This is a genomic window from Flavobacterium sp. 245 (assembly GCF_004362055.1).
GTDB lineage: Bacteria > Bacteroidota > Bacteroidia > Flavobacteriales > Flavobacteriaceae > Flavobacterium.
The window spans coordinates 403,372-427,449 of record NZ_SNXB01000001.1 but is presented as its reverse complement, the minus strand read 5'-3'; the positions used below and the strand labels follow the sequence as shown (position 1 = coordinate 427,449).

23 protein-coding genes are annotated in these 24,078 nt (G+C 34.0%); 2 read left to right on the top strand and 21 right to left on the bottom strand.

All coding sequences use genetic code 11. The features are described from left to right. Positions 1 to 20: 20 nt before the first annotated feature. The 16 genes from EV145_RS01795 to aspS all read right to left on the bottom strand — a co-directional run bounded on the left by EV145_RS01795 (position 21) and on the right by aspS (position 16,055). Positions 21 to 1,412 carry an NADH-quinone oxidoreductase subunit N gene (locus EV145_RS01795; protein ID WP_133523525.1) on the bottom strand — a complete coding sequence of 464 codons (1,392 nt, stop codon included), beginning with the start codon at positions 1,410 to 1,412 and terminating at the stop codon, positions 21 to 23. 57 nt (positions 1,413 to 1,469) lie between these two features. Then, the gene (locus EV145_RS01790; RefSeq protein WP_133523524.1) at positions 1,470 to 2,909 is read right to left on the bottom strand and encodes a NuoM family protein; all 1,440 of its coding nucleotides are present in this window, start codon (positions 2,907 to 2,909) and stop codon (positions 1,470 to 1,472) included. 10 nt (positions 2,910 to 2,919) lie between these two features. Then, on the bottom strand, positions 2,920 to 4,803 hold the full coding sequence (gene nuoL / locus EV145_RS01785) for an NADH-quinone oxidoreductase subunit L (protein ID WP_133523523.1): 1,884 nt from the start codon (positions 4,801 to 4,803) through the stop codon (positions 2,920 to 2,922). 6 nt (positions 4,804 to 4,809) lie between these two features. Beyond that, on the bottom strand, positions 4,810 to 5,130 hold the full coding sequence (gene nuoK, locus EV145_RS01780; RefSeq protein WP_133523522.1) for an NADH-quinone oxidoreductase subunit NuoK: 321 nt from the start codon (positions 5,128 to 5,130) through the stop codon (positions 4,810 to 4,812). Beyond that, on the bottom strand, positions 5,130 to 5,669 hold the full coding sequence (locus EV145_RS01775; RefSeq protein ID WP_133523521.1) for an NADH-quinone oxidoreductase subunit J: 540 nt from the start codon (positions 5,667 to 5,669) through the stop codon (positions 5,130 to 5,132). Before EV145_RS01775 ends, nuoK begins: the two co-directional genes overlap by 1 nt. Beyond that, positions 5,669 to 6,214, bottom strand: a complete 546-nt coding sequence (locus EV145_RS01770) for a NuoI/complex I 23 kDa subunit family protein (RefSeq protein ID WP_133523520.1) — start codon at positions 6,212 to 6,214, stop codon at positions 5,669 to 5,671. The genes EV145_RS01775 and EV145_RS01770 overlap by 1 nt, the downstream gene beginning before the upstream one ends. A gap of 165 nt (positions 6,215 to 6,379) precedes the next feature. After that, complete coding sequence (gene nuoH / locus EV145_RS01765) at positions 6,380 to 7,438, bottom strand: NADH-quinone oxidoreductase subunit NuoH (protein ID WP_208110884.1); 1,059 nt, start codon at positions 7,436 to 7,438, stop codon at positions 6,380 to 6,382. Then, positions 7,438 to 8,469, bottom strand: coding sequence for a 2Fe-2S iron-sulfur cluster-binding protein (locus EV145_RS01760; protein ID WP_133523519.1), 1,032 nt, complete (start codon positions 8,467 to 8,469; stop codon positions 7,438 to 7,440). The genes nuoH and EV145_RS01760 overlap by 1 nt, the downstream gene beginning before the upstream one ends. 172 nt (positions 8,470 to 8,641) lie before the next feature. After that, positions 8,642 to 10,012, bottom strand: coding sequence for an NADH-quinone oxidoreductase subunit NuoF (nuoF, locus tag EV145_RS01755; RefSeq protein WP_056206816.1), 1,371 nt, complete (start codon positions 10,010 to 10,012; stop codon positions 8,642 to 8,644). Position 10,013: 1 nt separating this feature from the next. Continuing rightward, positions 10,014 to 10,544, bottom strand: coding sequence for a complex I 24 kDa subunit family protein (gene nuoE / locus EV145_RS01750; RefSeq protein ID WP_133523518.1), 531 nt, complete (start codon positions 10,542 to 10,544; stop codon positions 10,014 to 10,016). Positions 10,545 to 10,699: 155 nt separating this feature from the next. Then, a complete protein-coding gene (locus EV145_RS01745; RefSeq protein WP_133523517.1) occupies positions 10,700 to 11,938 on the bottom strand; it encodes an NADH-quinone oxidoreductase subunit D in 1,239 nt (412 codons plus the stop codon). A gap of 25 nt (positions 11,939 to 11,963) precedes the next feature. After that, complete coding sequence (locus EV145_RS01740) at positions 11,964 to 12,485, bottom strand: NADH-quinone oxidoreductase subunit C (RefSeq protein WP_133523516.1); 522 nt, start codon at positions 12,483 to 12,485, stop codon at positions 11,964 to 11,966. Position 12,486: 1 nt separating this feature from the next. Continuing rightward, positions 12,487 to 13,035, bottom strand: coding sequence for an NADH-quinone oxidoreductase subunit B (locus tag EV145_RS01735; RefSeq protein ID WP_133523515.1), 549 nt, complete (start codon positions 13,033 to 13,035; stop codon positions 12,487 to 12,489). A gap of 161 nt (positions 13,036 to 13,196) precedes the next feature. Next, positions 13,197 to 13,562, bottom strand: a complete 366-nt coding sequence (locus tag EV145_RS01730) for an NADH-quinone oxidoreductase subunit A (protein ID WP_133523514.1) — start codon at positions 13,560 to 13,562, stop codon at positions 13,197 to 13,199. Between the two features lie 241 nt (positions 13,563 to 13,803). After that, complete coding sequence (locus EV145_RS01725; RefSeq protein WP_007137066.1) at positions 13,804 to 13,998, bottom strand: cold-shock protein; 195 nt, start codon at positions 13,996 to 13,998, stop codon at positions 13,804 to 13,806. A 305-nt stretch (positions 13,999 to 14,303) separates the two neighbouring features. Continuing rightward, positions 14,304 to 16,055 (bottom strand): aspartate--tRNA ligase, encoded by a 1,752-nt coding sequence (aspS, locus tag EV145_RS01720; RefSeq protein WP_133523513.1) that lies wholly within the window; start codon positions 16,053 to 16,055, stop codon positions 14,304 to 14,306. 157 nt (positions 16,056 to 16,212) lie between these two features. Between aspS and EV145_RS01715 the strand changes: the two genes are divergently transcribed. Both EV145_RS01715 and EV145_RS01710 read left to right on the top strand, forming a co-directional pair. After that, positions 16,213 to 17,211 carry a TlpA family protein disulfide reductase gene (locus EV145_RS01715; RefSeq protein ID WP_133523512.1) on the top strand — a complete coding sequence of 333 codons (999 nt, stop codon included), beginning with the start codon at positions 16,213 to 16,215 and terminating at the stop codon, positions 17,209 to 17,211. A 211-nt stretch (positions 17,212 to 17,422) separates the two neighbouring features. Then, a complete protein-coding gene (locus tag EV145_RS01710) occupies positions 17,423 to 17,770 on the top strand; it encodes a toxin-antitoxin system YwqK family antitoxin (RefSeq protein ID WP_133523511.1) in 348 nt (115 codons plus the stop codon). A 30-nt stretch (positions 17,771 to 17,800) separates the two neighbouring features. Here EV145_RS01710 and EV145_RS01705 read toward each other — a convergent pair whose 3' ends face one another. From EV145_RS01705 to EV145_RS01685, 5 genes are all read right to left on the bottom strand, one after another. Next, positions 17,801 to 18,925, bottom strand: a complete 1,125-nt coding sequence (locus EV145_RS01705; RefSeq protein WP_133523510.1) for a PepSY-associated TM helix domain-containing protein — start codon at positions 18,923 to 18,925, stop codon at positions 17,801 to 17,803. A 220-nt stretch (positions 18,926 to 19,145) separates the two neighbouring features. Continuing rightward, positions 19,146 to 20,696, bottom strand: coding sequence for a PepSY-associated TM helix domain-containing protein (locus EV145_RS01700; RefSeq protein WP_133523509.1), 1,551 nt, complete (start codon positions 20,694 to 20,696; stop codon positions 19,146 to 19,148). A 3-nt stretch (positions 20,697 to 20,699) separates the two neighbouring features. Beyond that, a complete protein-coding gene (locus EV145_RS01695) occupies positions 20,700 to 21,002 on the bottom strand; it encodes a hypothetical protein (RefSeq protein WP_133523508.1) in 303 nt (100 codons plus the stop codon). A 19-nt stretch (positions 21,003 to 21,021) separates the two neighbouring features. Further along, complete coding sequence (locus tag EV145_RS01690) at positions 21,022 to 21,354, bottom strand: hypothetical protein (RefSeq protein WP_133523507.1); 333 nt, start codon at positions 21,352 to 21,354, stop codon at positions 21,022 to 21,024. Between the two features lie 57 nt (positions 21,355 to 21,411). Next, a complete protein-coding gene (locus EV145_RS01685; RefSeq protein ID WP_133523506.1) occupies positions 21,412 to 23,892 on the bottom strand; it encodes a TonB-dependent receptor in 2,481 nt (826 codons plus the stop codon). Between the last annotated feature and the right edge of the window lie 186 nt (positions 23,893 to 24,078).

Here is a 24,078-nt window from a genome sequence, read left to right as displayed (position 1 = left end):
ATGTATAGAATTCTATTTTTTTAGTTTAATAAATCTAAAACCAAAGAAGGAAATAAACCTAAAATAATATTCAAAGTAATTGATACTATTGCAACTGCATAAATAAGAAACGGTTTCCCTGTACGTTCTTCATTTGGTTCTTTAGAATACATTGCCAATATTAGTTTGAAATAATAACCAACACTTATAATCGAGTTGATAACGGCAACAATAACTAAAGCAATATAGCCAGACTGAATAGTTTGATTGAATAAAAATAATTTAGCAAAAAATCCAGAGAAAATTGGAATTCCGGCCATTGATAATAGTGAACCAGTCAAAATTGCAGCCAAAAGCGGATTTGTTTTTCCTAGACCGTGAAAGTTTGTAATATCTTCATTATCCTGATTTTTGCAAACATATAAGATAACGCTAAATGCTGCAATTCCTGCTAATGCATAAGCTGCGGCATAATATAATAAAACTCCAGCAGAAGTTGCAATCGTTAAAAATGTCATTAACATGAAACCCGCGTGAGAGATTCCAGAAAATGCCAACATACGTTTTACATTCACTTGACGTAAAGCCATTATGTTTCCAACTGTCATAGATGCAATTGAAATGATTACAATAATATGTTCAAATGTTCCTAAAAGATCTTGATTTTCTAAAGACGGAATTAAGTTTAAACCAGCAACTAATTTATAAAGTGTAGCAATGGCTACAACTTTTGCCAGCGTACTCATTAATGCAGTTGTCAAAGCTGGAGAACCTTCATAAACATCTGGAGCCCAGAAATGAAATGGTACAGCTGCAACTTTGAAAAACATTCCGATTGTCATTAAAATCATTCCGATAGGAAACCAAATTGGTAATTCAGCAGATAAAGAACTTTCGTAAATTTCAGTAACATCAAAAGTTCCCATTGCACCGTAAATCAAACAAATACCAAATAAAATAATTCCAGATGCAAAAGATCCCATCAAGAAATATTTCATACCAGCTTCGTTGCTTTTAATATTCAAACGATCGCTCGCAGCAAGTATATATAATGCAATAGAAAGAATTTCGATTCCTAAGAAAAACATGGCTAAGTTTCCAAAAGAAACCATAGCAACCGCTCCAGCTAATAAAAATACTTTTATAGCAATATAATCGGAGATTTTTGTTTGATGATTCTCGTAAAAATTGTGGCTTAACGCTACAAGGAAAATAGTCAAAATAATAAATAATGATGAAAATGCAGTAGAGAACTTGCTCACTGTAATCATATTATTATAATAACTTGCCGTTGATCCAAATTCATAATAGTTAAGTGCCAAAACTCCCAATAAACCTAAAATGGTAAACGGAACAATGCCTTTTCTAAAATTTAGAATTTCAAACAATAGGCAAAAAATACCCAATCCTGTTATAGCTATTAATGTATTCATTTTTGTTTTTTTGATTTAGGAAATCTAAAACGCCCTAATTTATTTTTATTTAAAATATTAATTTTTATTGATAACGCTTAGTATTGTTTCTAAACTTGGTGTAATCAAATCTGTTATTGGTTTTGGATAGAATCCAAAGAAAATCAAAACAGCAATAATTGCTACCATAGAAATTCCTTCATTCACAGAAACATCTGCAAAAGTTTTAGAATTGGTTTCACCTAACATTACATTTTGGAACATTTTCAACATATAATAAGCTCCTAAAATAATAGTTGTTCCGCCTAAAACAGCAAACCAAATATTAATTTGAGAAAGACTGTATAATACGGTAAACTCTCCAATAAAGTTAAATGTAGTTGGTAAAGCAACAGAAGCCAAAACCAAAATTAGGAACATTGAAGTGAATTTAGGAGATTGTGTACGAATGCCACCTAATTCAGCAATATTTCTTGTTTCAAATCTTCTATAAATAATTTCTGCAGCATAGAATAATCCAACTACTACAAAACCGTGAGCGATCATTTGTAAAACTGCTCCGCGGAAACCATCAACTGTTAAAGTATAAGTTCCTGCAGCAATTAATCCAACGTGAGCAAGAGATGAATAAGCTAATAATTTCTTTAAATCTTTTTGTCTTAACGCTACGATAGAACCGTAGATTACACCAGCAATTCCTAAAGCAATAAAAATGTTCATGTATTCTTTTGCAGCAAGAGGAGCAATTGGCAATTGCCAACGAATAACACTATATAATCCCATTTTCAACATGATACCAGATAAAAGCATTGTTCCAACAGTTGGTGCTTTTTGGTACACATTTGCCTGCCATGTATGGAAAGGAATAATTGGAATTTTGATTGCGTAAGCTAAAAAGAAAGCTAAGAAAATCCAAAGTTGCTCATCAGCAGAAAGATTTAATTTGTATAAATCTTCAATCAAGAAACTGTGTGCTTTTGTGTATAAATAGATAAAAGCAGTTAACATGAATAAAGAACCTGCAAGTGTATAAATAAAGAACTTTACAACTGCTTTTCTGCGTTCTTCAGCATCTCCGTTACCCCAGATAAGAGCAATAAAGTAAATAGGAATAAGTGCTAATTCCCAGAAAATATAATATAAAAGACCATCTGCTGCAAGGAAAGTTCCTGTCATTGCAAAAGCCATAAATAATATTAATGCGTAAAAAGCTTTTGAGTTTTTATATTCATTTCCAAAAGAAGAAAATATAATAATTGGAGTCAAAGCTGTATTCAATAAAACCATAGCAATTGCTAATCCATCAGCGTTTAAAGCGAATGAAATTTTAGGCTGTGTAATCCAAGCGTTTATCAAGCTGATACTTTCACCAGCTGAAAAATGATTCAACAATACAACCGAACAGCCCAAAGCTGCCAAACTAAAGAACAAAGCTACTTTTGAAGCGAGTTTGTCACCAGCAAAATAAGTGACAAATGCACCAACTAAAAGAATAATTAATATAAGAGAAACGTTCATAGTTATAAAATTATTGAGCTAAAAATATATAAGAAACAATCGCGCAAAGACCAATAACGAAAGCAAAAAGATATAATCCGATACTTCCAGTCTGCAGTTTTTTGCCTTGAAAAGCTAATTCATTCGTTATTTTTCCTAATCCGAAAACAAGAGCTGATAAACCAGTTTCAATATAGTCTCTAAAGAATCTTGATAATCCGTTTACTGAGCGAACAAATAGTACATCATAAGCTTCATCAACATAATATTTGTTATATAAAACTTTTGCTACACCCGTAATGTTTTCGTCAGCTTCAGGAACATTATCTTGTTTGAAATATTTTACGTAAGCAATTAAAATTCCTAATAATCCACCTAAAACAGCAACACCCATCAAAGTATATTCTGTAGTTCCTAAATGGTGTTCTTCGCCAGCCACTTTAGTGAAAAGAGGAGCAAGATATTCGTTTAACCAGCTGTTTCCAGGTAAACTAATTAATCCTCCAAAAGTTGCCAATATAGCTAGAATGATAAGTGGAATAGTGATTAATGCACCACTTTCATGCAAATGATGTTTTTGTTCTTCAGTACCTCTAAATTCTTTGAAGAAAGTTAAGAACATCAGTCTAAACATATAAAAAGCGGTCATGATTGAAGCAATAGATCCAACAACGTATAATGGAATACTGTGATGGAAAGCAGTCATTAAAATTTCATCTTTAGAGAAAAAACCTGAGAAAAATGGAACTCCTGAAATGGCCAATGAAGAAATCAGCATGGTCCAGAAAGTAATTGGCATTGCTTTACGCAATCCACCCATTTTACGCATATCTTGTTCACCGTGTAATCCGTGAATAACAGATCCAGATCCTAAGAACAAACAAGCTTTAAAGAAAGCGTGTGTAATTACATGGAAAACAGCTACTTCATAAGCTCCAAACCCTAATGCCAAAAACATTAACCCTAATTGTGAAACTGTAGAGTAAGCCAATACTTTTTTGATATCGTTTTGAACTAAACCAATTGTTGCAGCAACTAATGAAGTTACAGCTCCAACTATTGCAATTACAGTTTGTACATCAACGGCTAAATCAAAAACAAAATTTAATCTTGTTACCATGAAAATACCTGCTGTTACCATCGTAGCAGCGTGAATCAATGCAGAAACTGGAGTTGGTCCAGCCATAGCATCAGGCAACCAAGTGTACAACGGAATTTGAGCTGATTTACCACAAGCTCCAATGAATAAACATAAGGCTGCTAATGAAAGAAGAGAAATGTTTAAATTAGTAGCTCCAGCAATTGCAGTTTTTAAAGTTGCATAATCTAAAGTTGAGAACATTGAACCAAGAATGAACATCCCTATCAAAAGACCTAAATCTCCAATTCTGTTCATAATAAAAGCCTTTTTTGCTGCATCGTTGTAATCTTGGTTTTTATGCCAGAATCCGATTAGTAAATAAGAGCAAAGTCCAACACCTTCCCAGCCAATAAATAAAACTAATAAGTTGCTTCCAATTACAAGTGTGATCATAAAGAACACGAACAGATTCAAATACGCAAAAAACTTGTGCATATTTTCATCGTCATGCATGTAACTGATAGAGTATAAGTGAATCAAAGATCCAATTCCGGTTACGAAAAGCAACCAAAGAACAGATAATTGATCTAATAAAAATCCAAGATTGATTTTTAGATTGCTTATTTGAATCCAATCAAATAAAGTAACTTCAATTGCTTTTCCAGTTGAAGTAATTTGATTAAAAAGAATAAGCGTAACTATAAAAGAAATTGCTACAGCAAAAGTTCCGATTGCTCCAGAAACTGTTTTTCCTAAGCTTTTTCCAAAGAAAACATTGATTAAAAACCCTAAAAAAGGAGTTAATACTAAAAGTAAAGCTAAATTGGTATCCATTTCTATTTATCCTTTTAAGTTTTTTAAGTTATCGATACTAATTGAGCCAATGTTTCTAAAAATAGAAACTAAAATTGCTAATCCAACTGCTACTTCGGCAGCCGCTACAGCCATCGAAAAGAATACGAAAACCTGTCCTTGAGCATCTTGATGATAAGTCGAAAATGCAACAAATAAAAGGTTTACAGCATTTAGCATGATTTCGATAGACATGAAAACGATAATAGCATTTCGTCTGTACAATACACCAAAAACACCAATACAAAAAAGTACAACACTTAAAAAGATGTAATTTTCAATACCTATTTGATTTAATATATTACCCATTATTTATTTAATTTTTCTTTTTTAGACAATAATACAGTTCCAATCATTGCAACTAAAAGTAAAACTGAAGCGAATTCAAATGGAACCATATATTCGTTCAATAATATTTTACCTAGTACTTTAATAGATTGGAAATCTTCGCCGGTCGAATCGTATTCACCAACAATTGGTTTAGAGTTAATGAATATTGTAATCAAAACAATTACAATCAAACAGAATGAAACAATAGCTCCTAAACGTGTGATTCTAGGTCGGTGAACATCTCTTTGTTCATTCAAATTCATAAGCATAATCGTAAATAGGAACAAAATCATAATCGCTCCTGAGTAGACTATTATATGTACAATTGCTAAAAACTGAGAATTTAATAGTAAATAATGACCTGCGATAGAGAAGAAACAAATCACTAAGTAAATAGCTGAGTGAATTGGATTTCTGCTAAAAATGGTCAAGAAAGCAGTAATTACTGTTATGAACGCTAAGAAACAAAATATAACTTGTACAGTTGTTGCGTGTGCAAAATCAGGAATATGTATCATTAGTTAGCGTTATTAAGTTGAGCATTTTTGATCGCCATTTCTAAAGGCATAACCAATTTGTCCTTTCCAAAAATGAAATCTTCTCTTTCGTAGCTGGCAGGAACTAAAACTTTAGAAGTAGTTAAGTAAATAGCGTCTTTTGGACAAGCTTCTTCACATAAACCACAAAAAATACAACGAAGCATATTGATTTCATATATCTCAGCATATTTTTCTTCTCTGTACAAATGTTTTTCGTCTGCTTTACGTTCAGCAGCTTTCATTGTGATCGCTTCTGCAGGACAAGATAAGGCACATAATCCGCAGGCAGTACAGTTTTCGCGGCCTTGCTCGTCGCGTTTCAACATGTGCTGACCACGATAAACCGGACTCATTTGTCTAACTTGTTCAGGATAATGAATCGTAACTTTTTTTCTAAAAAGGTGTTTAAGCGTAATAGCCAAACCCTTTACAATCGCCACAAGATACAATCGCTCAATGAAAGTCATCTCTTTATTAGAGACCAACTTTTTTCTACCCGATAATGATATAGTTTCTATTGACATTTTTTAATCTATGATTTATGATTTATAATTTGAAATCAATCAAATTCAAAATCTATTTTATTTTTATTTGAAGCTTAATCCTGCTATCCGCTTTATTTTTTATCTCGTTTAAAAACGAGACCATAAAAGGATGCCGCTTCTATCAGGGCTAGGGCATTACGGTTCTTAAAATCCTAAAGCGGCTGCGATATCGTGTCTTAAAATAACAGCACCCGTAATCATAATATTAATAATCGAAAGCGGAATCAAAATTCTCCAGCCTAAGTTCATTAATTGGTCATATCTAAATCTTGGAATTGTCCAACGAACCCACATGTAGAAAAATATGAAGAAACATATTTTTGCAAACAATACTGCAATTCCTAAAACATTAGCCAAATTTACTCCAGCATTTTCTACCATCCAGCTCATTCCAGGATAGTTATAGCCACCAAAGAACAATACAGAAATAATAGTTGCAGAAGTAAACATACTAGCATATTCAGCAAATAAATAGAATCCCATTTTCATTGAAGAATATTCGGTATGATAACCTCCAATTAATTCGCTTTCACATTCCGCCAAATCAAAAGGAGTTCTGTTAGTTTCTGCAAATGAACAAATTAAGAAAATTAAAAATGATAAAGGCTGATAGAAAACATTCCAGTTCATGCCTTGTTGCTGTAATGAAATTTCTTTTAAGCTCATTGTTCCAGTCATCATCAATAATGCAATCATTGATAATCCCATAGCAACTTCATAAGAAACCATTTGCGAAGCTGCACGAACAGCTCCCATTAATGAGAATTTATTGTTAGAAGCCCATCCACCAATCATGATGCCATAAACTCCAACAGAAAGTACTCCAAAAATGTATAATAAAGCAATATTTACATCGGTCGCCTGAAGAATAACTTCTCTGCCAAAAACATGAAGTCTGTCTCCCCAAGGAATTACAGCACTTGTCATCAAGGCAGTACTCATTGAGATTGCAGGACCTACAACAAACAAAAACTTGTTTGGCGTATTTGGGAAAAACTCTTCTTTAGAGAATAATTTCATACCATCTGCAAGTGGTTGCAATAAACCTCCCCAACCTGCACGGTTTGGTCCAACACGATCCTGAAGGAAAGCAGCAACTTTACGTTCAGCCCAAGTTGAATACATTGCCATAATCATAGTTACAGCAAAAACTACAACAATAACAACACTTTTTTCAATAATAAACGCACCATCTACCATCATTAAGAATTTTTGTTGTTAGTATTTAATGGAATTTCAGCCATACTAATTTTTTTACGGTCAATATCTCTACCCAAAAGAATATTCTTTTCAGTATCGATTTGTACTTTCTCTAATTTTTGAGTGTAGTTATTTTGGTTGATAACAGAATCTTTTTCAAATTCTCTTGGTCCTTCAATAACCCAGTCATTCACATTTTTGTGATCAAAACGGCAAGAGTTACAGATGAATTCTTCAACTTCGTGGTACTCGTCTTTACGACCCGTTACACGCTGAATTTCTCCGCCAAACATCCAAACTGTAGTTTTACCACAACATCCTGGAGTTGTACATTCTCTGTGTGCGTTGTAAGGTTTATTAAACCAAACTCTTGATTTAAAACGGAAAGTTTTGTCGGTTAAAGCTCCCACTGGACAAACATCAATCATGTTTCCAGAAAACTCATTGTCGATTGCTTTAGAAATTCCGGTAGAAATATTAGCGTGGTCGCCACGATCTAATACTCCGTGAACTCTGTTGTCTGTCAATTGATCTGCAACTTGTACACATCTTTGGCATAAAATACAACGGTTCATATGCAGTTGAATATTCGGACCAATATCTTCTGGTTCAAATGTTCTTTTTTCTTCAATAAAACGTGATTTCGGATTTCCGTGTTCAAAACTTAAATTTTGAAGATCACATTCACCCGCCTGATCACAAATAGGGCAGTCTAATGGATGGTTGATCAATAAAAATTCGGTTACAGATTTACGTGCTTCGGTAACTCTGTCAGAAGATTTACTGTTTACTTCCATTCCGTCCATACATCCTGTTACACAAGATGCCATTAATTTTGGCATTGGTCTTGGGTCAGCCTCGCTACCTTTAGAAACTTCAACTAAACAACAACGGCATTTTCCACCGCTGCCTTTTAATTTTGAGTAATAGCACATGGCTGGCGGTACCAAATCTCCACCAATCATACGTGCAGCCTGCAGGATCGTTGTTCCTGGCTCTACGTCTATACTTTGACCGTCTATGGTTACTTTCATCTCTTACTTTTGTTTTTTTAGTTTCAGGTTTAAAGTTTCAGGTTGTTGGACTTGAAACTAAAAAAACATGAAACTTGAAACTATTTAAACTTTTTTGTTGAAAGTCGGAATATTTTAAAGAATTGCTGTCCTTTTTAATATTATGAACTTTATAACTTTCTGCTTTTTATTTTTATACGATTACTTTACCGCCTACTAAATGCTTCACTTGTGAAAAAGGTTCAGCAACAAAGTGATCTCTATTTTTGATTTTTTCTGGGAAACGAACGTGATATTCAAACTCATCTCTAAAGTGACGAATCGCTGCTGCTACCGGCCAAGAAGCGGCGTCTCCTAGAGGGCAAATTGTGTTTCCCTCAATTTTACTTTGAATGCTCCACAATAATTCGATATCTTCTTCACGGCCTTGACCGTTTTCGATTCTCCATAAGATTTTTTCTAACCATCCTGTTCCTTCACGACAAGGAGTACATTGTCCGCAAGATTCATGGTGATAAAAACGAGCAAAGTTCCAAGTGTTTCTTACGACACAAGCAGTATCATTGTAAACAATAAATCCGCCAGAACCTAACATAGATCCGGTAGCAAAACCACCATCACTTAAAGATTCGTAAGTCATTAATCTGTCTTCTCCGTTTGCTGTTTTGAAAATCAATTCAGCGGGTAAAATTGGCACAGATGAACCTCCAGGTACAAATGCTTTTAATGGACGGCTTGAAGACATTCCTCCTAAATATTCATCAGAATTCATGAATTCATCTACACTTAAACCTAATTCAATTTCGTAAACTCCAGGATTTTTGATATGTCCGGAAGCAGAAATTAATTTAGTTCCTGTAGAACGTCCAATTCCAATTTTAGCATAATCATCACCAGAATTGTTTACAATCCAAGGCACTGTTGCTATAGTTTCAACATTGTTTACCACTGTTGGATTTGCCCAAAGTCCTGAAACTGCTGGGAAAGGTGGTTTAATACGAGGATTTCCTCTTTTACCTTCCAAAGACTCGATAAGTGCAGTTTCTTCTCCGCAGATATAAGCTCCGGCTCCACAGTGAACATGAAGTTCAAGGTCATAACCTGAACCTAATATATTTTTTCCTAACCAGCCTGCAGCTTTAGCCTCGGCGATTGCTCTTTCTAAAATTTTGTAAACCCACATATATTCTCCACGAATGTAGATATACGAAAGGTTAGCTCCTAAAGCGTAACTAGAAGTAATCATTCCTTCGATCAATAAGTGAGGAATAAATTCCATCAAATAACGATCTTTAAAAGTTCCCGGTTCCGATTCGTCAGCGTTACAAACTAAGTGTCTTGGCTTTCCTGATTTTTTGTCAATAAAACTCCATTTCATTCCGGCAGGGAAACCCGCGCCACCACGACCACGCAGACCAGATTTTTTTACTTCTTCAGTAACTTCATCTGGTGTAAGTGTTTTTAAAGCTTTTTCTACAGAAGCGTATCCGCCATTTTGACGATATACTTCGTAGGTTTTGATTCCAGGAATATTGATTTTATCTAATAATATTTTTTGTGACATCTTATTTATCGTGTAATATTATTTTATCATCTTTACAATCAGCGATTAACTGATCGATTTTTTCTTCTGTCAATTTTTCTTTGTAAAAATCGCCTAATTGCATCATTGGAGCGTATCCGCAGGCACCTAAACATTCTACACCAGCAATAGTAAACATTCCGTCTGGAGTTGTTTCACCCATTTTAATGCCTAATTTTTCAGAAGTATAATCCATTAAATTTTCGGCACCGCTTAAACAACAGCAAGAAGTCTGGCAAAATTCAAACATGTATTTTCCAATTGGTTTTTGGTTGAACATGGTATAAAAAGTAACCACTTCATAAACCTCAATTGGTTTTATTTGAAGAATTTCGGCAACTTTATCTTGCAATTCAGTACTAAGCCAGTTGTTGTGAGCATCCTGCACTTCATGCAAAACAGGCAGTAAAGCCGATTTTTGTTTGCCTTCCGGATAATGACTAATCAATTCATTGATACGAGCGATCAATGCCTCAGTCATATTTATTTCTTGTTTGTAATGTTTACGTTCCATTTTAATTTTGGATTTTAGTCCCGATAGCTATCGGGATAGATTTTAGATTTTTCAATCGGAATCTATAATCGGCATTCTTTTTAAATTTTAGATTTCTGATTTTAAATTTTAGATTTTTCCAATCTGAAATCTAAAATCTAAAACCTGCAATCTTTTTAGGCGTCTAATTCTCCTGCAATAACATTTAAACTTGATAGAATAACAATTGCATCTGAAAGTAAAGCACCTTTAATCATTTCAGGATAAGCTTGGTAATAAATAAAACAAGGTCTTCTGAAATGTAATCTATATGGAGTTCTGCTTCCGTCTGTAACTAAATAAAAACCTAACTCTCCATTTCCTCCTTCAACAGGATGATAAATTTCTGCAACTGGTACAGGAACTTCTCCCATTACAATCTTAAAGTGATAGATTAATGATTCCATCGAATTGTATACATCTTCTTTTGGAGGAAGATAGTAATCAGGAACCTCTGCATGATATTCGTTTCCAGCTGGCATTTTATCCAACGCTTGACGAATAATGCTTAAACTTTCCCAAACTTCAGCATTACGAACACAGAAACGATCATAAGTATCACCTGATTTTCCAACAGGAACAATAAAATCAAAATCTTCGTAAGATGAGTAAGGCTGTGCAACACGAACATCGTAATCAACTCCGGCAGCACGTAAGTTTGGACCTGTAAATCCGTAAGCCATTGCCTGCTCTGCAGTAATTGCACCAACGTTTACAGTTCTGTCAAGGAAAATTCTGTTTCTTTCGAATAGGTTTTCGAATTCTTTCCATGCAACTGGAAATTCTTCAAGAAAAGCATCTAGTTTTTTGAAAGCTTCTGGAGACCAGTCTCTTTCAAATCCACCGATTCTTCCCATATTTGTTGTCAAACGAGCCCCACAAATTTCTTCGTAGATTTCGTAGATTTTTTCTCTAAATTGAAAAACGTATAAGAAACCAGTATACGCACCAGTATCTACTCCAAGAATCGAGTTACAGATTAAGTGATCCGTAATACGAGCAAGCTCCATTACAATAACTCTTAAATATTGTGCTCTTTTTGGAACTTCAACACCTAACAGTTTCTCTAAAGTCATCCACCATCCCATATTGTTAATAGGAGAGGAGCAATAGTTCATACGGTCTGTAAGAGGCGTGATTTGATAGAAAGGACGATTTTCGGCAATTTTTTCGAAAGCTCTGTGGATGTAGCCAATAGTTGGTTCAGCCTCTAGAATTCTTTCACCATCCATTAATAGGATATTTTGAAAAATACCGTGAGTCGCAGGGTGAGTTGGACCTAAATTCAGTACCGAAAGCTCGCTTCCGTCTTCGTTTAGTTTCTCTTTAATTATTTTAGCATAACGATGCTCTGGTGGTAATAATAGTTCTGACATTTTATAATGTTGAATTATTTATTTTTTAGCAATTTGTTGTTGTTCTTCCAAAGAATCTGTCGTCTTTATCAGTTCTTCCGCTGTCTTCCATTGGGAATTCTTTTCTCATCGGGAAAGACACCATTTCATCCATATTCAAAATACGTTTCAATTGTGGGTGGCCAATAAAATTGATTCCGAAGAAATCATATGTTTCTCTTTCCATCCAGTTTGCACTCAAGAAAATATTTGAAACAGTTTTGATTTCTGGTTTTTCGCCATCTAAATAAACTTTAATTCTGATTCGTTTGTTTTCGATCCAATTGTGCATGTGATACACTACTGCAAATTGACGATCTAGTTCATTATCTGGATAGTGAATGCCGCATAAATCTGTTAAAAAGTTAAATTGCAGATCAGCATCATTTTTTAAAAACAGAATTAATGCAGTGATTTTATCAGCAGTTGTTTCTATCGAAAAAATATCTCTTTCTTGTTGGAAATTGAAAACATTAGTATCAAATGTTTCAATAAGTTTATCTTGAATCAGGGTGTTTTCTAACGCCATCTTATGAAATATTATAGGAAGCTAATAATTCTTGGTATTCTGGTGAGCTTCTGCGTCTCACAGATTCGCTTTTTACCAAATCTTGTAATCTCATTACGCCGTCTACGATCTGTTCTGGTCTTGGAGGACATCCTGGAACATAAACGTCAACAGGGATTACTTTATCAATTCCCTGAAGAACTGAGTAAGTATCGAAAATACCGCCAGAAGAAGCACAAGCTCCAACAGCAATTACCCAGCGTGGCTCAGACATTTGTTCGTACACTTGTCTTAAAATTGGAGCCATTTTTTTAGAAATTGTTCCCATTACTAATAACATATCTGCCTGACGAGGAGAGAAACTCACACGCTCAGATCCAAATCGTGCCAAATCGTAATGTGAAGCCATTGTTGCCATAAACTCAATTCCGCAACAAGATGTTGCAAAAGGTAAAGGCCAAAGAGAATTCGCGCGTGCCAAACCAACAACATCATTTAGTTTTGTAGCGAAGAAACCTTCTCCTACAACTCCCTCAGGTGGCGCAACCATATTTACATTTGAATCGCTCATTTTTATTTTAGATTTCTGATTTTAGATTTTAAGATTTTTTGAAATCCTAAATAGTAAAATCAATTTTTTAAATCAGTATTAAATTTCGATTGAGTTTAAATTTTAAATTTTAATTCCAGATGCTTAATCTAAAATCAGAAATCCAAAATCTAAAATCTTAATTATTCCCAGTCTAAAGCTCTCTTTTTGATGATGTAAAAAAAACCAACTAAAAGCAAAGCCATGAAAACAATCATTTTAAGCATTCCTTCAATGCCAAGGTCTTTAAAATTTACTGCCCAAGGGTAAAGGAAAATTACCTCTACGTCAAACAATACAAACAAAATGGCAACTAGAAAATATTTTACTGAAAAAGGAATACGAGCATTACCAACAGATTCGATACCGCACTCAAAGTTTTTGTCTTTAACTTCTGAGGTTCTTTTTGGGCCTAATTTTCCAGAAATTATAATAGTTCCTACCACAAAACCAACAGCCAGAATGAACTGCATTAAAATAGGAATGTAACTGTATTGATCAGATTGCATAAACTTGTGATTTTTACTTAAAGAATAAGCCACAAAGATAACTTTCAACTATGTAAATCACAAACTAAAGGGGGATATAAGTATGCTATGAAACCTCGTTTGTGTGTAATTTTTATTGATTATAAATAACGACTGGTTTTTTTAATATTTTTTTAAGAAATGAGCAAAAAAAAACGTCCCGATACTTCGGGACGTTCTTAAAACCATTCAGAGGCAAAAAAAATAAATTGCTATATTTTTCTTAGATTACTGCTACTTTAGCAGCAACTTTCCCTTTTCTTCCTTCTTCTTCTTCATAGCTTACACGGTCACCTTCGCGTAATTCTTCCGCGTTAATTCCTGAAGCGTGAACGAAGATGTCCTTTCCTGTTTCTTCGTCTGTAATGAATCCATAACCTTTAGATTCATTGAAAAATTTTACTGTACCTGTACGCATTGTAATTGTAATAATAATTTATAATAAAGCAAATGTAACATATTAACTAATACAAAAGACATGTACGTGTTAATTTTTTGTAAAAATTATTGATTTACAGTGTTTTTACGTAGTTTATTGCATCAAATTTTATATGAAATACCATAATTTGAGAATCGTTTATTGTAGGAATAAAGGAAAATTTTAATTGTAGGAATTTTTTATAGTAATAAGTGTGATTTTTGCAATTATTCTTAAAGATTTAGAAATAAAAAGAGCAGTTGAAATTTTCAACTGCTCTTTTGTATAATTTATTTTTTTTAAATTTAAATAGCGTCTATTTTAATATGCAATTCTTTCAATTGTGCATCGTCAATTGCTGCTGGAGCATCGATCATTACATCACGCCCAGAATTGTTTTTAGGGAAAGCGATAAAATCTCTAATTGTTTCCTGACCTCCTAAAATAGCAACTAAACGGTCTAGACCAAAAGCTAATCCTCCGTGTGGTGGTGCTCCAAACTGGAAAGCATCCATTAAGAAACCAAATTGAGCTTTTGCTTCTTCTTCGGTAAATCCTAAATATTTAAACATCAATTGTTGCGTTGCTTTATCATGAATACGAATTGATCCACCGCCAATTTCATTTCCGTTTAAAACCATATCGTAAGCGTTTGCGCGAACTTTTCCTGGTTCTGTTTCCAGTAAAGCCATATCTTCTGGTTTTGGTGAAGTAAACGGGTGGTGCATCGCATGATAACGGCCACTTTCTTCATCAAGTTCCAATAATGGAAAATCAACAACCCATAATGGAGCAAATTCTTCAGGTTTACGTAATCCTAAACGAGTTGCTAATTCCATACGCAAAGCTGAAAGCTGTGCGCGTGTTTTATTTGCAGGACCTGAAAGTACAAAAATCATATCGCCAGGATTTGCTTCTGTTGCTTTTGCCCAGTTTGCTAAATCATCATTGTCGTAGAATTTATCTACAGATGATTTAAAAGTTCCATCTTCGTTACATTTTACATACACCATTCCAGACGCTCCCACTTGCGGACGCTTCACCCAGTCAATTAATCCGTCGATTTCTTTACGAGTATAATTTCCTGCTCCCGGAACTGCAATTCCGACAACTAATTCAGCCGAATTGAAAACTGGGAATTCTTTATGCTGTGCAAATTCGTTTAACTCACCAAATTTCATCCCAAAACGAATGTCTGGCTTGTCGTTTCCGTATGTTTTCATAGCATAATCGTAGGTAATTCTTGGAAATTTCTCTACTTCAATGCCTTTAATTTCTTTTAATAAATGTCTTGTCAAACCTTCAAAAACATTCAAAATGTCTTCTTGTTCAACAAATGCCATTTCGCAGTCAATCTGAGTAAACTCTGGTTGACGGTCTGCGCGTAAATCTTCGTCACGGAAACATTTCACGATTTGGAAATATTTATCCATGCCGCCCACCATCAATAATTGTTTGAAAGTTTGCGGAGATTGTGGCAATGCATAAAACTGTCCTTCGTTCATACGGCTTGGTACAACGAAATCTCTTGCTCCTTCTGGAGTTGATTTGATTAAGTAAGGTGTTTCAACTTCGCAGAAATCTAAATCAGATAGATATTTACGAACTTCCATCGCTACTTTATGACGAAACAATAAGCTGTTTTTTACCGGATTTCTTCTGATATCTAAATAACGATATTTCATTCTGATGTCCTCTCCACCGTCAGTTTCATCTTCAATAGTAAATGGAGGAGTTAATGCCGCATTTAAAATAGTCAATTCAGAAACTAAAATTTCGATTTCACCTGTTGGGATATTTTTGTTTTTTGCTTCACGCTCGATAACAGTTCCTTTTACTTGAATAACAAATTCACGTCCAAGCGTTTTGGCTAATTCAAAAACGGTTTTATCGGTACGACTTTCGTCAAAAATAAGTTGAGTAATTCCATAACGGTCGCGTAAATCGACCCAATTCATAAATCCTTTATCGCGTGATTTTTGAACCCAGCCCGCAAGCGTAACTTCGGTATTTATATTTGAAGCGTTTAATTCGCCGCAATTATGACTTCTATACATGATCTAAATTTTAGACTGCAAAAGTAAACACAAAAAATAAAATAATATAGTAAAGTGCTAAGTTGCTGCATATAAATTTGAAATATTTTGTTAATAGTTCAAATTTGCGATTCTAAATTCTTTAGATTTGATATACTAAAAACAAACCTTACTATCTATGAAGAAATTTTTTATTGCCGGATTAGTCCTTTTCAGTGCTTTGAATATCAGTGCTCAATCTAAAAAATATGTCACTTTTGAAGCAAATATTGCTAATAGAAATAGCGACGTTATATCAATCCTTAATAATGGTAAAATTATTAAAAAGATTAAAGTCAATAGTAAAGGTATTTTTAAAGATACATTGGTTGTTGCGGGTGGCAGAAGCCGATTATCTGATGGTCTGGAATCAACAGAGCTCTTTTTGAAAAACGGATATGACATTAAATTGAAAATGGATGCAAAACAATTTGATGAATCTATTGTTTACAAAGGAAAAGGAAGTGAAGAAAACAATGTTTTAGCCCAACGAATTTTAGCTGATGAAAAGCTTTATGATGATAGTGTAGCCAGTCTTGACGATGCAGCTTTTAATAAATTAATAGAAGAAAAAAAAGAGGGCGATGCTAAAAGGCTGAGTAATAAAAAACTTGATCCGGAATTTGTGAAAATTGAATCTGAAAACGCAGCAAGAGCAATAGCGGGTTTTTTAGAATATCGCAAGGAGGCTCAGGAAATTGCTAAAATGAACAATAAGCTTTCGCCAGATTTTGAGTACGAAAATCATAAAGGAGGAAAAACAAAGCTTTCAGAATTAAAAGGAAAGTATGTTTATATTGATCTTTGGGCTACTTGGTGCGGGCCTTGTCGCGCTGAAATTCCTTTTCTTCAAAAAATAGAAGAAAAATATCACGGGAAAAACATTGAATTTGTAAGTGTTTCAATAGATGCTCAAAAAGACCATGATAAATGGCAAAAATTTGTAGCAGATAAACAGCTTGGAGGAATCCAGCTTTTGGCTGATAATGAATGGAAATCTGATTTTGCAACAAGTTACAATGTAATGAGTATTCCAAGATTTATTTTGATTGATCCAACTGGTAAAGTAGTAGATGCAAACGCAACAAGACCCTCTTCTCCAGAGCTCCAGACGCAGTTAGATTCATTATTGAACTAATTTATTTACGAAATCGATAACGTTATCGTAACATTTTGATTTTTATTAAATAGCAGTAAAACCGGTGCCTAAGCACTGGTTTTTTTGTTTTTCAAGAATTCCCAATGTTAAGTTTTTATCCAATGTTACCAAATTGTTAAGCAAAAGTTTTTTTAATGTAAACATTTGATTATATTTGATAAAGATTTCTTAACATTAAATACCTACAGATATGAAAAAGAGTGTAATTTTAGCTGCGTTGTTGTTCTCTGGAATGTTAGTTGCGCAGGAAACTAAACCTGAATTAGAAGCCGTTGGAAACAAGGTAAAAGCTACTTATTATTATGAAAATGGTAAAGTGCAGCAAGAAGGCTTTTTTAAGGATGGTAAGTTAGATGGTGTTTGGGTATCTTATGACGAAAAAGGAAATAAAAAAACCGTTGGAGAATACACAGACGGAGTGAAAACTGGAAAATGGATTTTCTTTAATGAAGACAGTCTAAAAGAAGTAGCTTATGTTGACAGTAAAGTTAGCTCAGTGAAAAGTTTACAGAAAAATGCTTTAGCAAACAGAAATTAATTAATTTCGACAAATTATAAAAGAACCGCTTTATGTAAGCGGTTTTTTTATGCCCTTTTTAGACTTTTTTCGGCGTCCAAACCAAATTACAAAACCAGTAACCGGCAATGCCGATGCTAACAAACTAACCGTAAAAGCAATTATTTTTCCCGGAAGATCTAAAACTTGTCCCGTGTGAATTCCATAATTCATTTCTACGACCTGCAGTCCGAGTGTTTTTTTATCAAAAGTCTGACTTTGAATTAATTTTCCATCAGATGGATGGAAATAGTAATTGCTTTGCTGGTCATATCGCAGTGTATGCGGATAAGCGCCCGTGCTCACAATATCAGTTTTTTGCTGTGGGATCATTACAAAAAACATTTCAGCTTTTGGCTGGCGTTTCATGGTTTGAATGAAAGCTTTGTCTATTGCAGTAACTGATACTGTTTTAAATTTTGTTGTATCAATTATTGGAGTTTTTGTTTCGGCTGCTTTGTCTCCACCAAAATTGAATGTTTTGTAAATGCCATCACCCATCCATTCGTAGGTAAAAGTCAAACCTGTAATCGCAAGTATAAGAGCGATCAATGCAATATAAAATCCGGAAGTATTGTGCCAGTCATAATTTACGCGACGCCATTTAGCATTCCATTTAATGGTGAAACTTCTTTTGATATCACTTTTTCGTTTTGGCCACCATTGAATAATTCCAGAAATCAATAATAAAATAAAAATGATTGTTGAACCTCCAATGATATGTTTCCCAATATAATCGGGCAAAAGGAGATACAAATGAATGTATTCAACTATAATAAAAAAATCAGTTTTGGGATTTTCGGTTTTTAAATATTGACCTGTGTACGGATTAAAATAGAGATATAAATTTTTGGTATCTGAATACGTATAAACAATTGCAGAGCGGTTTTTTCCGTAATAAGCGATCATGCTTATTTTGTTTTTTGGCGCAATTTCCTTCGCTTTTTCTTTTAAAACCGATGGCATCAAAAATGGTTTATTTTGAGGTTCAACCAAACGCCATTCTTTTCTGGTGATGTCTTTTATTTCATCATGAAAACAGAAAATACAGCCTGTAATGCAGACAATAAAAACAATAAGACCAGAAATTAATCCGAGCCATTTATGCAGAAAACGTATTTTAGTTGTAAATCCCATTTTTTGATTAAAAGCGTAAAATTATACGCAAAATTCATATGGGACAAATAATTCTAATTATTTCGTCTGTAAGTTTGATAAAAGACTGGATGCTAATAAAAGAATTAATCTCACAAAGTTGTGAAGTCGCAAAGCAATATTAGAAAAAGCGATGGAACTTCGCGACTTTGCGAGATTCAAAAAAATTATCGTCTTTATAAGAGACTATATCAAGTTCTTTTTAAGAAACTGTTTTTTTTGGTTTTAAATGGTACGCAACATACAATGAAATTGAAGCTAAGAAAATCCAGAAAACATCAATGAAGAAAATCTGAATTTTGTTTTCCATAAAGGAATTCCAAAACCAGTTTCCGGTCACAATTCCGTTTGTAACGGGGATTAAAAAACCTAAAATACTTCCAGAAATCAGGCAGAATTTATTGGTGAAAGAATCGTTCTTTTTGATGATAAAAAAGATCGTAAGCAATAACCATCCGCCAAAATAAAGTGTAAATAAATTAGATTGACTTAAAGGGTAAAATATTTTGCTTCCAATAAAAGCTAAAGCTGTAATAGGATACATGCTCAAACAGATCGCCAAATAAATTCGGACAACGGCAGCATTGAAACGTCTTTTCTTTTCTGGCAGATTATTTTTCTGTCTAGCAACTAACCAAATCATAACTCCGGAAATAATAACAAAACAAGTTATAATTCCTAAAATAAAGCTGATGATTTTTAAAGCGTAACCGCCATAGTCGCCAAAATGAATTCGGTATAAAACATTTTTTACAACATCAAGATAGCTGTTTTGTAAAATTGGATCTTTTTTAGCGATCACTTTTCCGTCGGCTACTCGATAGTCAATCTTTCCTATTCCAGTAAATTTTTTGTGGCTCAGCAATTCTCCTTCCACCAAAATATGCATATTTGCATCACCGTAATTTTGAATAAAAACACGTGTAATTTCAAAATCGGACCAATTGCTTTTTGCTTTTGCTACAAGTTGACTTACATTAAAAGGATTTGCTAATTTTTTATTTTCAAATTTATAATCGGCATCTGTATATTCAAGTTCCTTATATAATTTATCCTGATCGCCACCATATAATGCCATGACAGCAGGTGCAACAATCAAAAGCTTAATCATAAAAAAAGCTCCTGTAACAGCATACACAAATTGAAAAGGAAGACCAATCATTCCTAAAGCGGTATGCGCATCTGTCCAAAGTGTTTTTAATTTTTCTTTTGGACGGAACATATAAAAGTTCGATACAATTTTGTTCCAATGAAGCAAAACGCCCGTTATAATTGCAAACAGAAAAAACAATGCGGTAAATCCAGATAGATAATATCCAACAGGATAAGGAATCTGAGCAAAGAAATGCAGACGATATAACAATTCGCCTAACGAATAAGATTCTTCGTAAGTGTAGGATTTGTAATTTTTGTTATCAAGATAAAAAAACTGTCCTTCTGTTTGTTTGGCTGGGGCCAAAGTATCTTTGGTTCCTTCCATATAAACGGCAACTCTATCTTCTGTTGAAGGTTTAGAGATCGTAATATTTCTTCCGTGTAAAATATATTTTTTGTCAAGATGCTGTAGTGCAACGTTGTAATCTAATTGAATTTCTTTTGTTAAAGCTGTAGATTCACTTCTTTCCCAATTGATGATTTCATCTCTAAAAAAAGAAAAAGATCCAGCGAAGAAAATTACAAAAAGAGCTACACTTATGACAATGCCACTGACAGTATGTGTATGAAAATAGATATTATAATTACGGTTGTTCATAAATTAGTGCGCCGTTTGATTATAGGTTTGACCCAGGTAGATAAAAAGACAAAAAAGCAGACTCAATAGAATATAGATACCCCAAATTTTCCAGCCGCTTTTTGCTAAAAAAGCAACGACCATTAATGCTGTCCAAAGAATAAATCCGGTAAAAGCCATTGTGATCAGGACATCAGCGCGATTGAACCAAGCAGCTAATGCCAAATGAAAAGTTATAGATACAAAGTAACCTCCTAAAATAGCAGCCGTAATTTTGGAAAAACGAGGCCAAAAGGCAGGAGTTAAATATTTTGGATTTGCTGGCATATCGTGGTTTAAACTGGTTTTAGTTGTAGTAGAATTCTAAAATTGCGATAAAAATCAGCAGTACCAAAAGTGCTTTGCTGTTTACTTTTTTCAATGGAGTCAGAATGATAATAAGACTTCCAACAGTCATCAGCTGAATAAAAAACATCAAAGTGCCACAGCATAGAGACTTTGTTATAAGCCACATGGCATAAGCAGAAGAAAGCAATATTAATCCAGTAATTTTAGTTTGTTTTGGATTGCGTTGCATCCATTTTTCAAACCCCAGGTCATAGGATAAAACGGCTCTTTTTGAAGTATAATAAAGCGTATAAAAAGCTAAAAAAACGATAAAGCTGGCTATTGTTATCATAATTTATAGAATTTAAAAACACCTTTCTGACTCAACAGAAAGGTGTTTTTTTATTAATTAGAATCTATAAGAAAAACTTGCTACTGCGCTTCTCATGTTTCTTGGGTGGATTGTAGACCATCCGTCATAAGTATCAACGTTAGCGATATTATCAAGTTTAAGCGTCAATGTGAATTTTTCTGTTCCGTAGAAAATAGATGAATTTAAAACAGTGTAAGAAGGAATTGCAAATTGACCAACAACATTTCTGTTCATAATTAAGTTCTTGTCGGCATAATTTCCTCCAAAACCTAAACCAAAACCGTTTAAGTCTCCTTCTGGAAATTTATAGCTAGCCCAAAAGTTTGCTAAGTTTCTTGGCCCAGAGCTTTCAGGTCTGTTTCCTACGAAAGAAGGATCTCCTGCAGTTAAGACAGCATCAACATAGCTGTATCCTGCAACGATGTTTAAGCCATCAATTGGATTTGCAATAAATTCAGCCTCGAAACCTTTGTTTCTTTGTGCTCCATCTTGAAACGCTGTTTGAGTTGTTGCAGTGTAAACGATATAAACCTGCTCTTTTACTTGAATATCATAGTAGCTAAATGTCGCGTAAAGTTTATCTTTAAATATGTTTAATTTAGTTCCAACTTCAAATTGATTAGCGTGTTCTGGTTTAAAAGTTCTTGGGCGTCTGCTTCCGTCAGATAAAATTTCTGTTACAGGAGCTGAATTTGCAAAACCATCCATGTAATTTGCAAAAATCGATACTTTGTCAATAATTGGCTGATAAACTAATCCGAATTTAGGAGAGAATGCAGTTTGGTTAAAATCATCATCTTTTGTTGAAAGATCACCAGCAGTCATAAAACGGTCAACACGTAAACTTGCCATTGCAGATAAAGCAGGAGTAAAGTTGATCACATCAGAAAAATAAGCACTGTAAACTTCTTGTTTTGTTTTAGCATTTGTCATAGAAGCATCTGCTAAAAGTGCATCAGATCCAGCTTTTGTTAATTTTCCGCTATCACCATTTGTAATGTAGTTAGCAGGATCAGTAATTCCGAAAAATTGCTCGTTTACTGTTTTTGTGTCAAGGTTCCCAATGTAGATACCTCCATTTCCAACATAACTTGTACCATTATCAATACCGCCTCTGTTGAAGTAGTCAACACCAGCAACAATTCTGTTTCTCATACTTCCGATAACAAAATCACCAATAAAGTTTTGTTGAATATCAGTTGTAAGAGTAGTAGAGTTTTGATAGTTCATATAACGGGCTAAAACAATTCCTTCTGTAATTCCTGGATAGTACTGAGTTCCTTCGTATAAGTATGAATAATAACCATCTGATTTTGATGAACCTCTAGATACAACAGTTTGTGAAGTCCATTGATCATTGAATTTATACATCATTTGTCCTTGAAGGTTATATGATGGAGTTTTGATAGACAATTCGTTGCTAGTATAAGAACGTTTGTTGTCGTAACCTAATTCGTCTATATTATGAACTCTAAGCGGCGCACCTCTGTCTAAAAACAACATAGTTGGGTTAGTTGCTTCATTGCTCATAAATTCTGTATTAATGAAAAACGAAAGTTTGTCACTTACTTGGTATGATAATGAAGGAGCAAAGAAAAACGATTTTCTGAATCCTGCATCCTGAAAACTGTTTTCAGTATGGTACGCTGTGTTTAAACGGAAGTTTATTTTGTGTTCTTCGTCTAATGGAGTATTAACGTCTACAGTAACTCTGTTTAAGCCGTAGCTTCCAGCAGTATAGTTTACCTCACCGCCAAAATGGTCATAAGGTTTTTTAGTAGTTAAGTTGATCAAACCTCCGTAAGAGATTAAGCTGCTGCCGAACAAAGTTCCGGATGGCCCTTTGATTACTTCAATTTTGTCAATGTTTGCAGGATCTAAACTTCCGTTTGTTAATCCTGGCAACCCGTTGATCATTGTTGGCTGCACTGCAAATCCTCTTAAAGAGAAATATCCTGCACCATCGCCACCACGACCAGTTGAAGTCCAAAGCGGTGTTAATCCTGGCGCATTTTTAAGGGCATCGTCAATATTTGTAACAACTTGTTCTTTTAAAAGTTCGCTTGTGATTGTGGTATAAACCTGTGGGTTTTCAAGATTTTTAAGAGGTAATCTTGATACTTGTTGTGTTTCTTTACGAGCTAAAGGATTTTTTTTGCTTCCTCCGTTAATTACAATTTCGTCTAATTGCTCTGAATTTGAAGTAATAGTGAAGTTTTCGACAATTTCATCGCCACTATTAAGTGTAATGCTTTTTTCTTTAGAAGTAAAACCTACTGCAGAAACTCTAAGAGTGTAATTTCCAGGTTTTATGTTTTTGATTTCGTAGTTACCGTTGCTGTCTGTATTAGTCCCAATTTTTGTTCCTTTTAATACGACTGAAACGTTATCTGCGCTTTGATTATTAGCTAAGCTAATTTGACCTTTAATTGTCGCTTTTTGTTGCGCCCAAGTTGATGTTCCTGAAAGCAAAACAAAACACAAAGCCAAAAGTGAAATTGTAAATTTATATTTCATTTTTATTTAGAATTGATTTGAATAGCGCAAATTTATGCTTTGATTACTAATCACGCAAGCTATTTTTATTTATTCTAAATAAAATATTTTTTAAAGGGTAAAATTTACATTTTATTAAAAAATTAACATCTTAAGCAAGTCTTAAGCTAATATTAAGCAAAAAAAAGCCTGTTCAAATGAATGAAC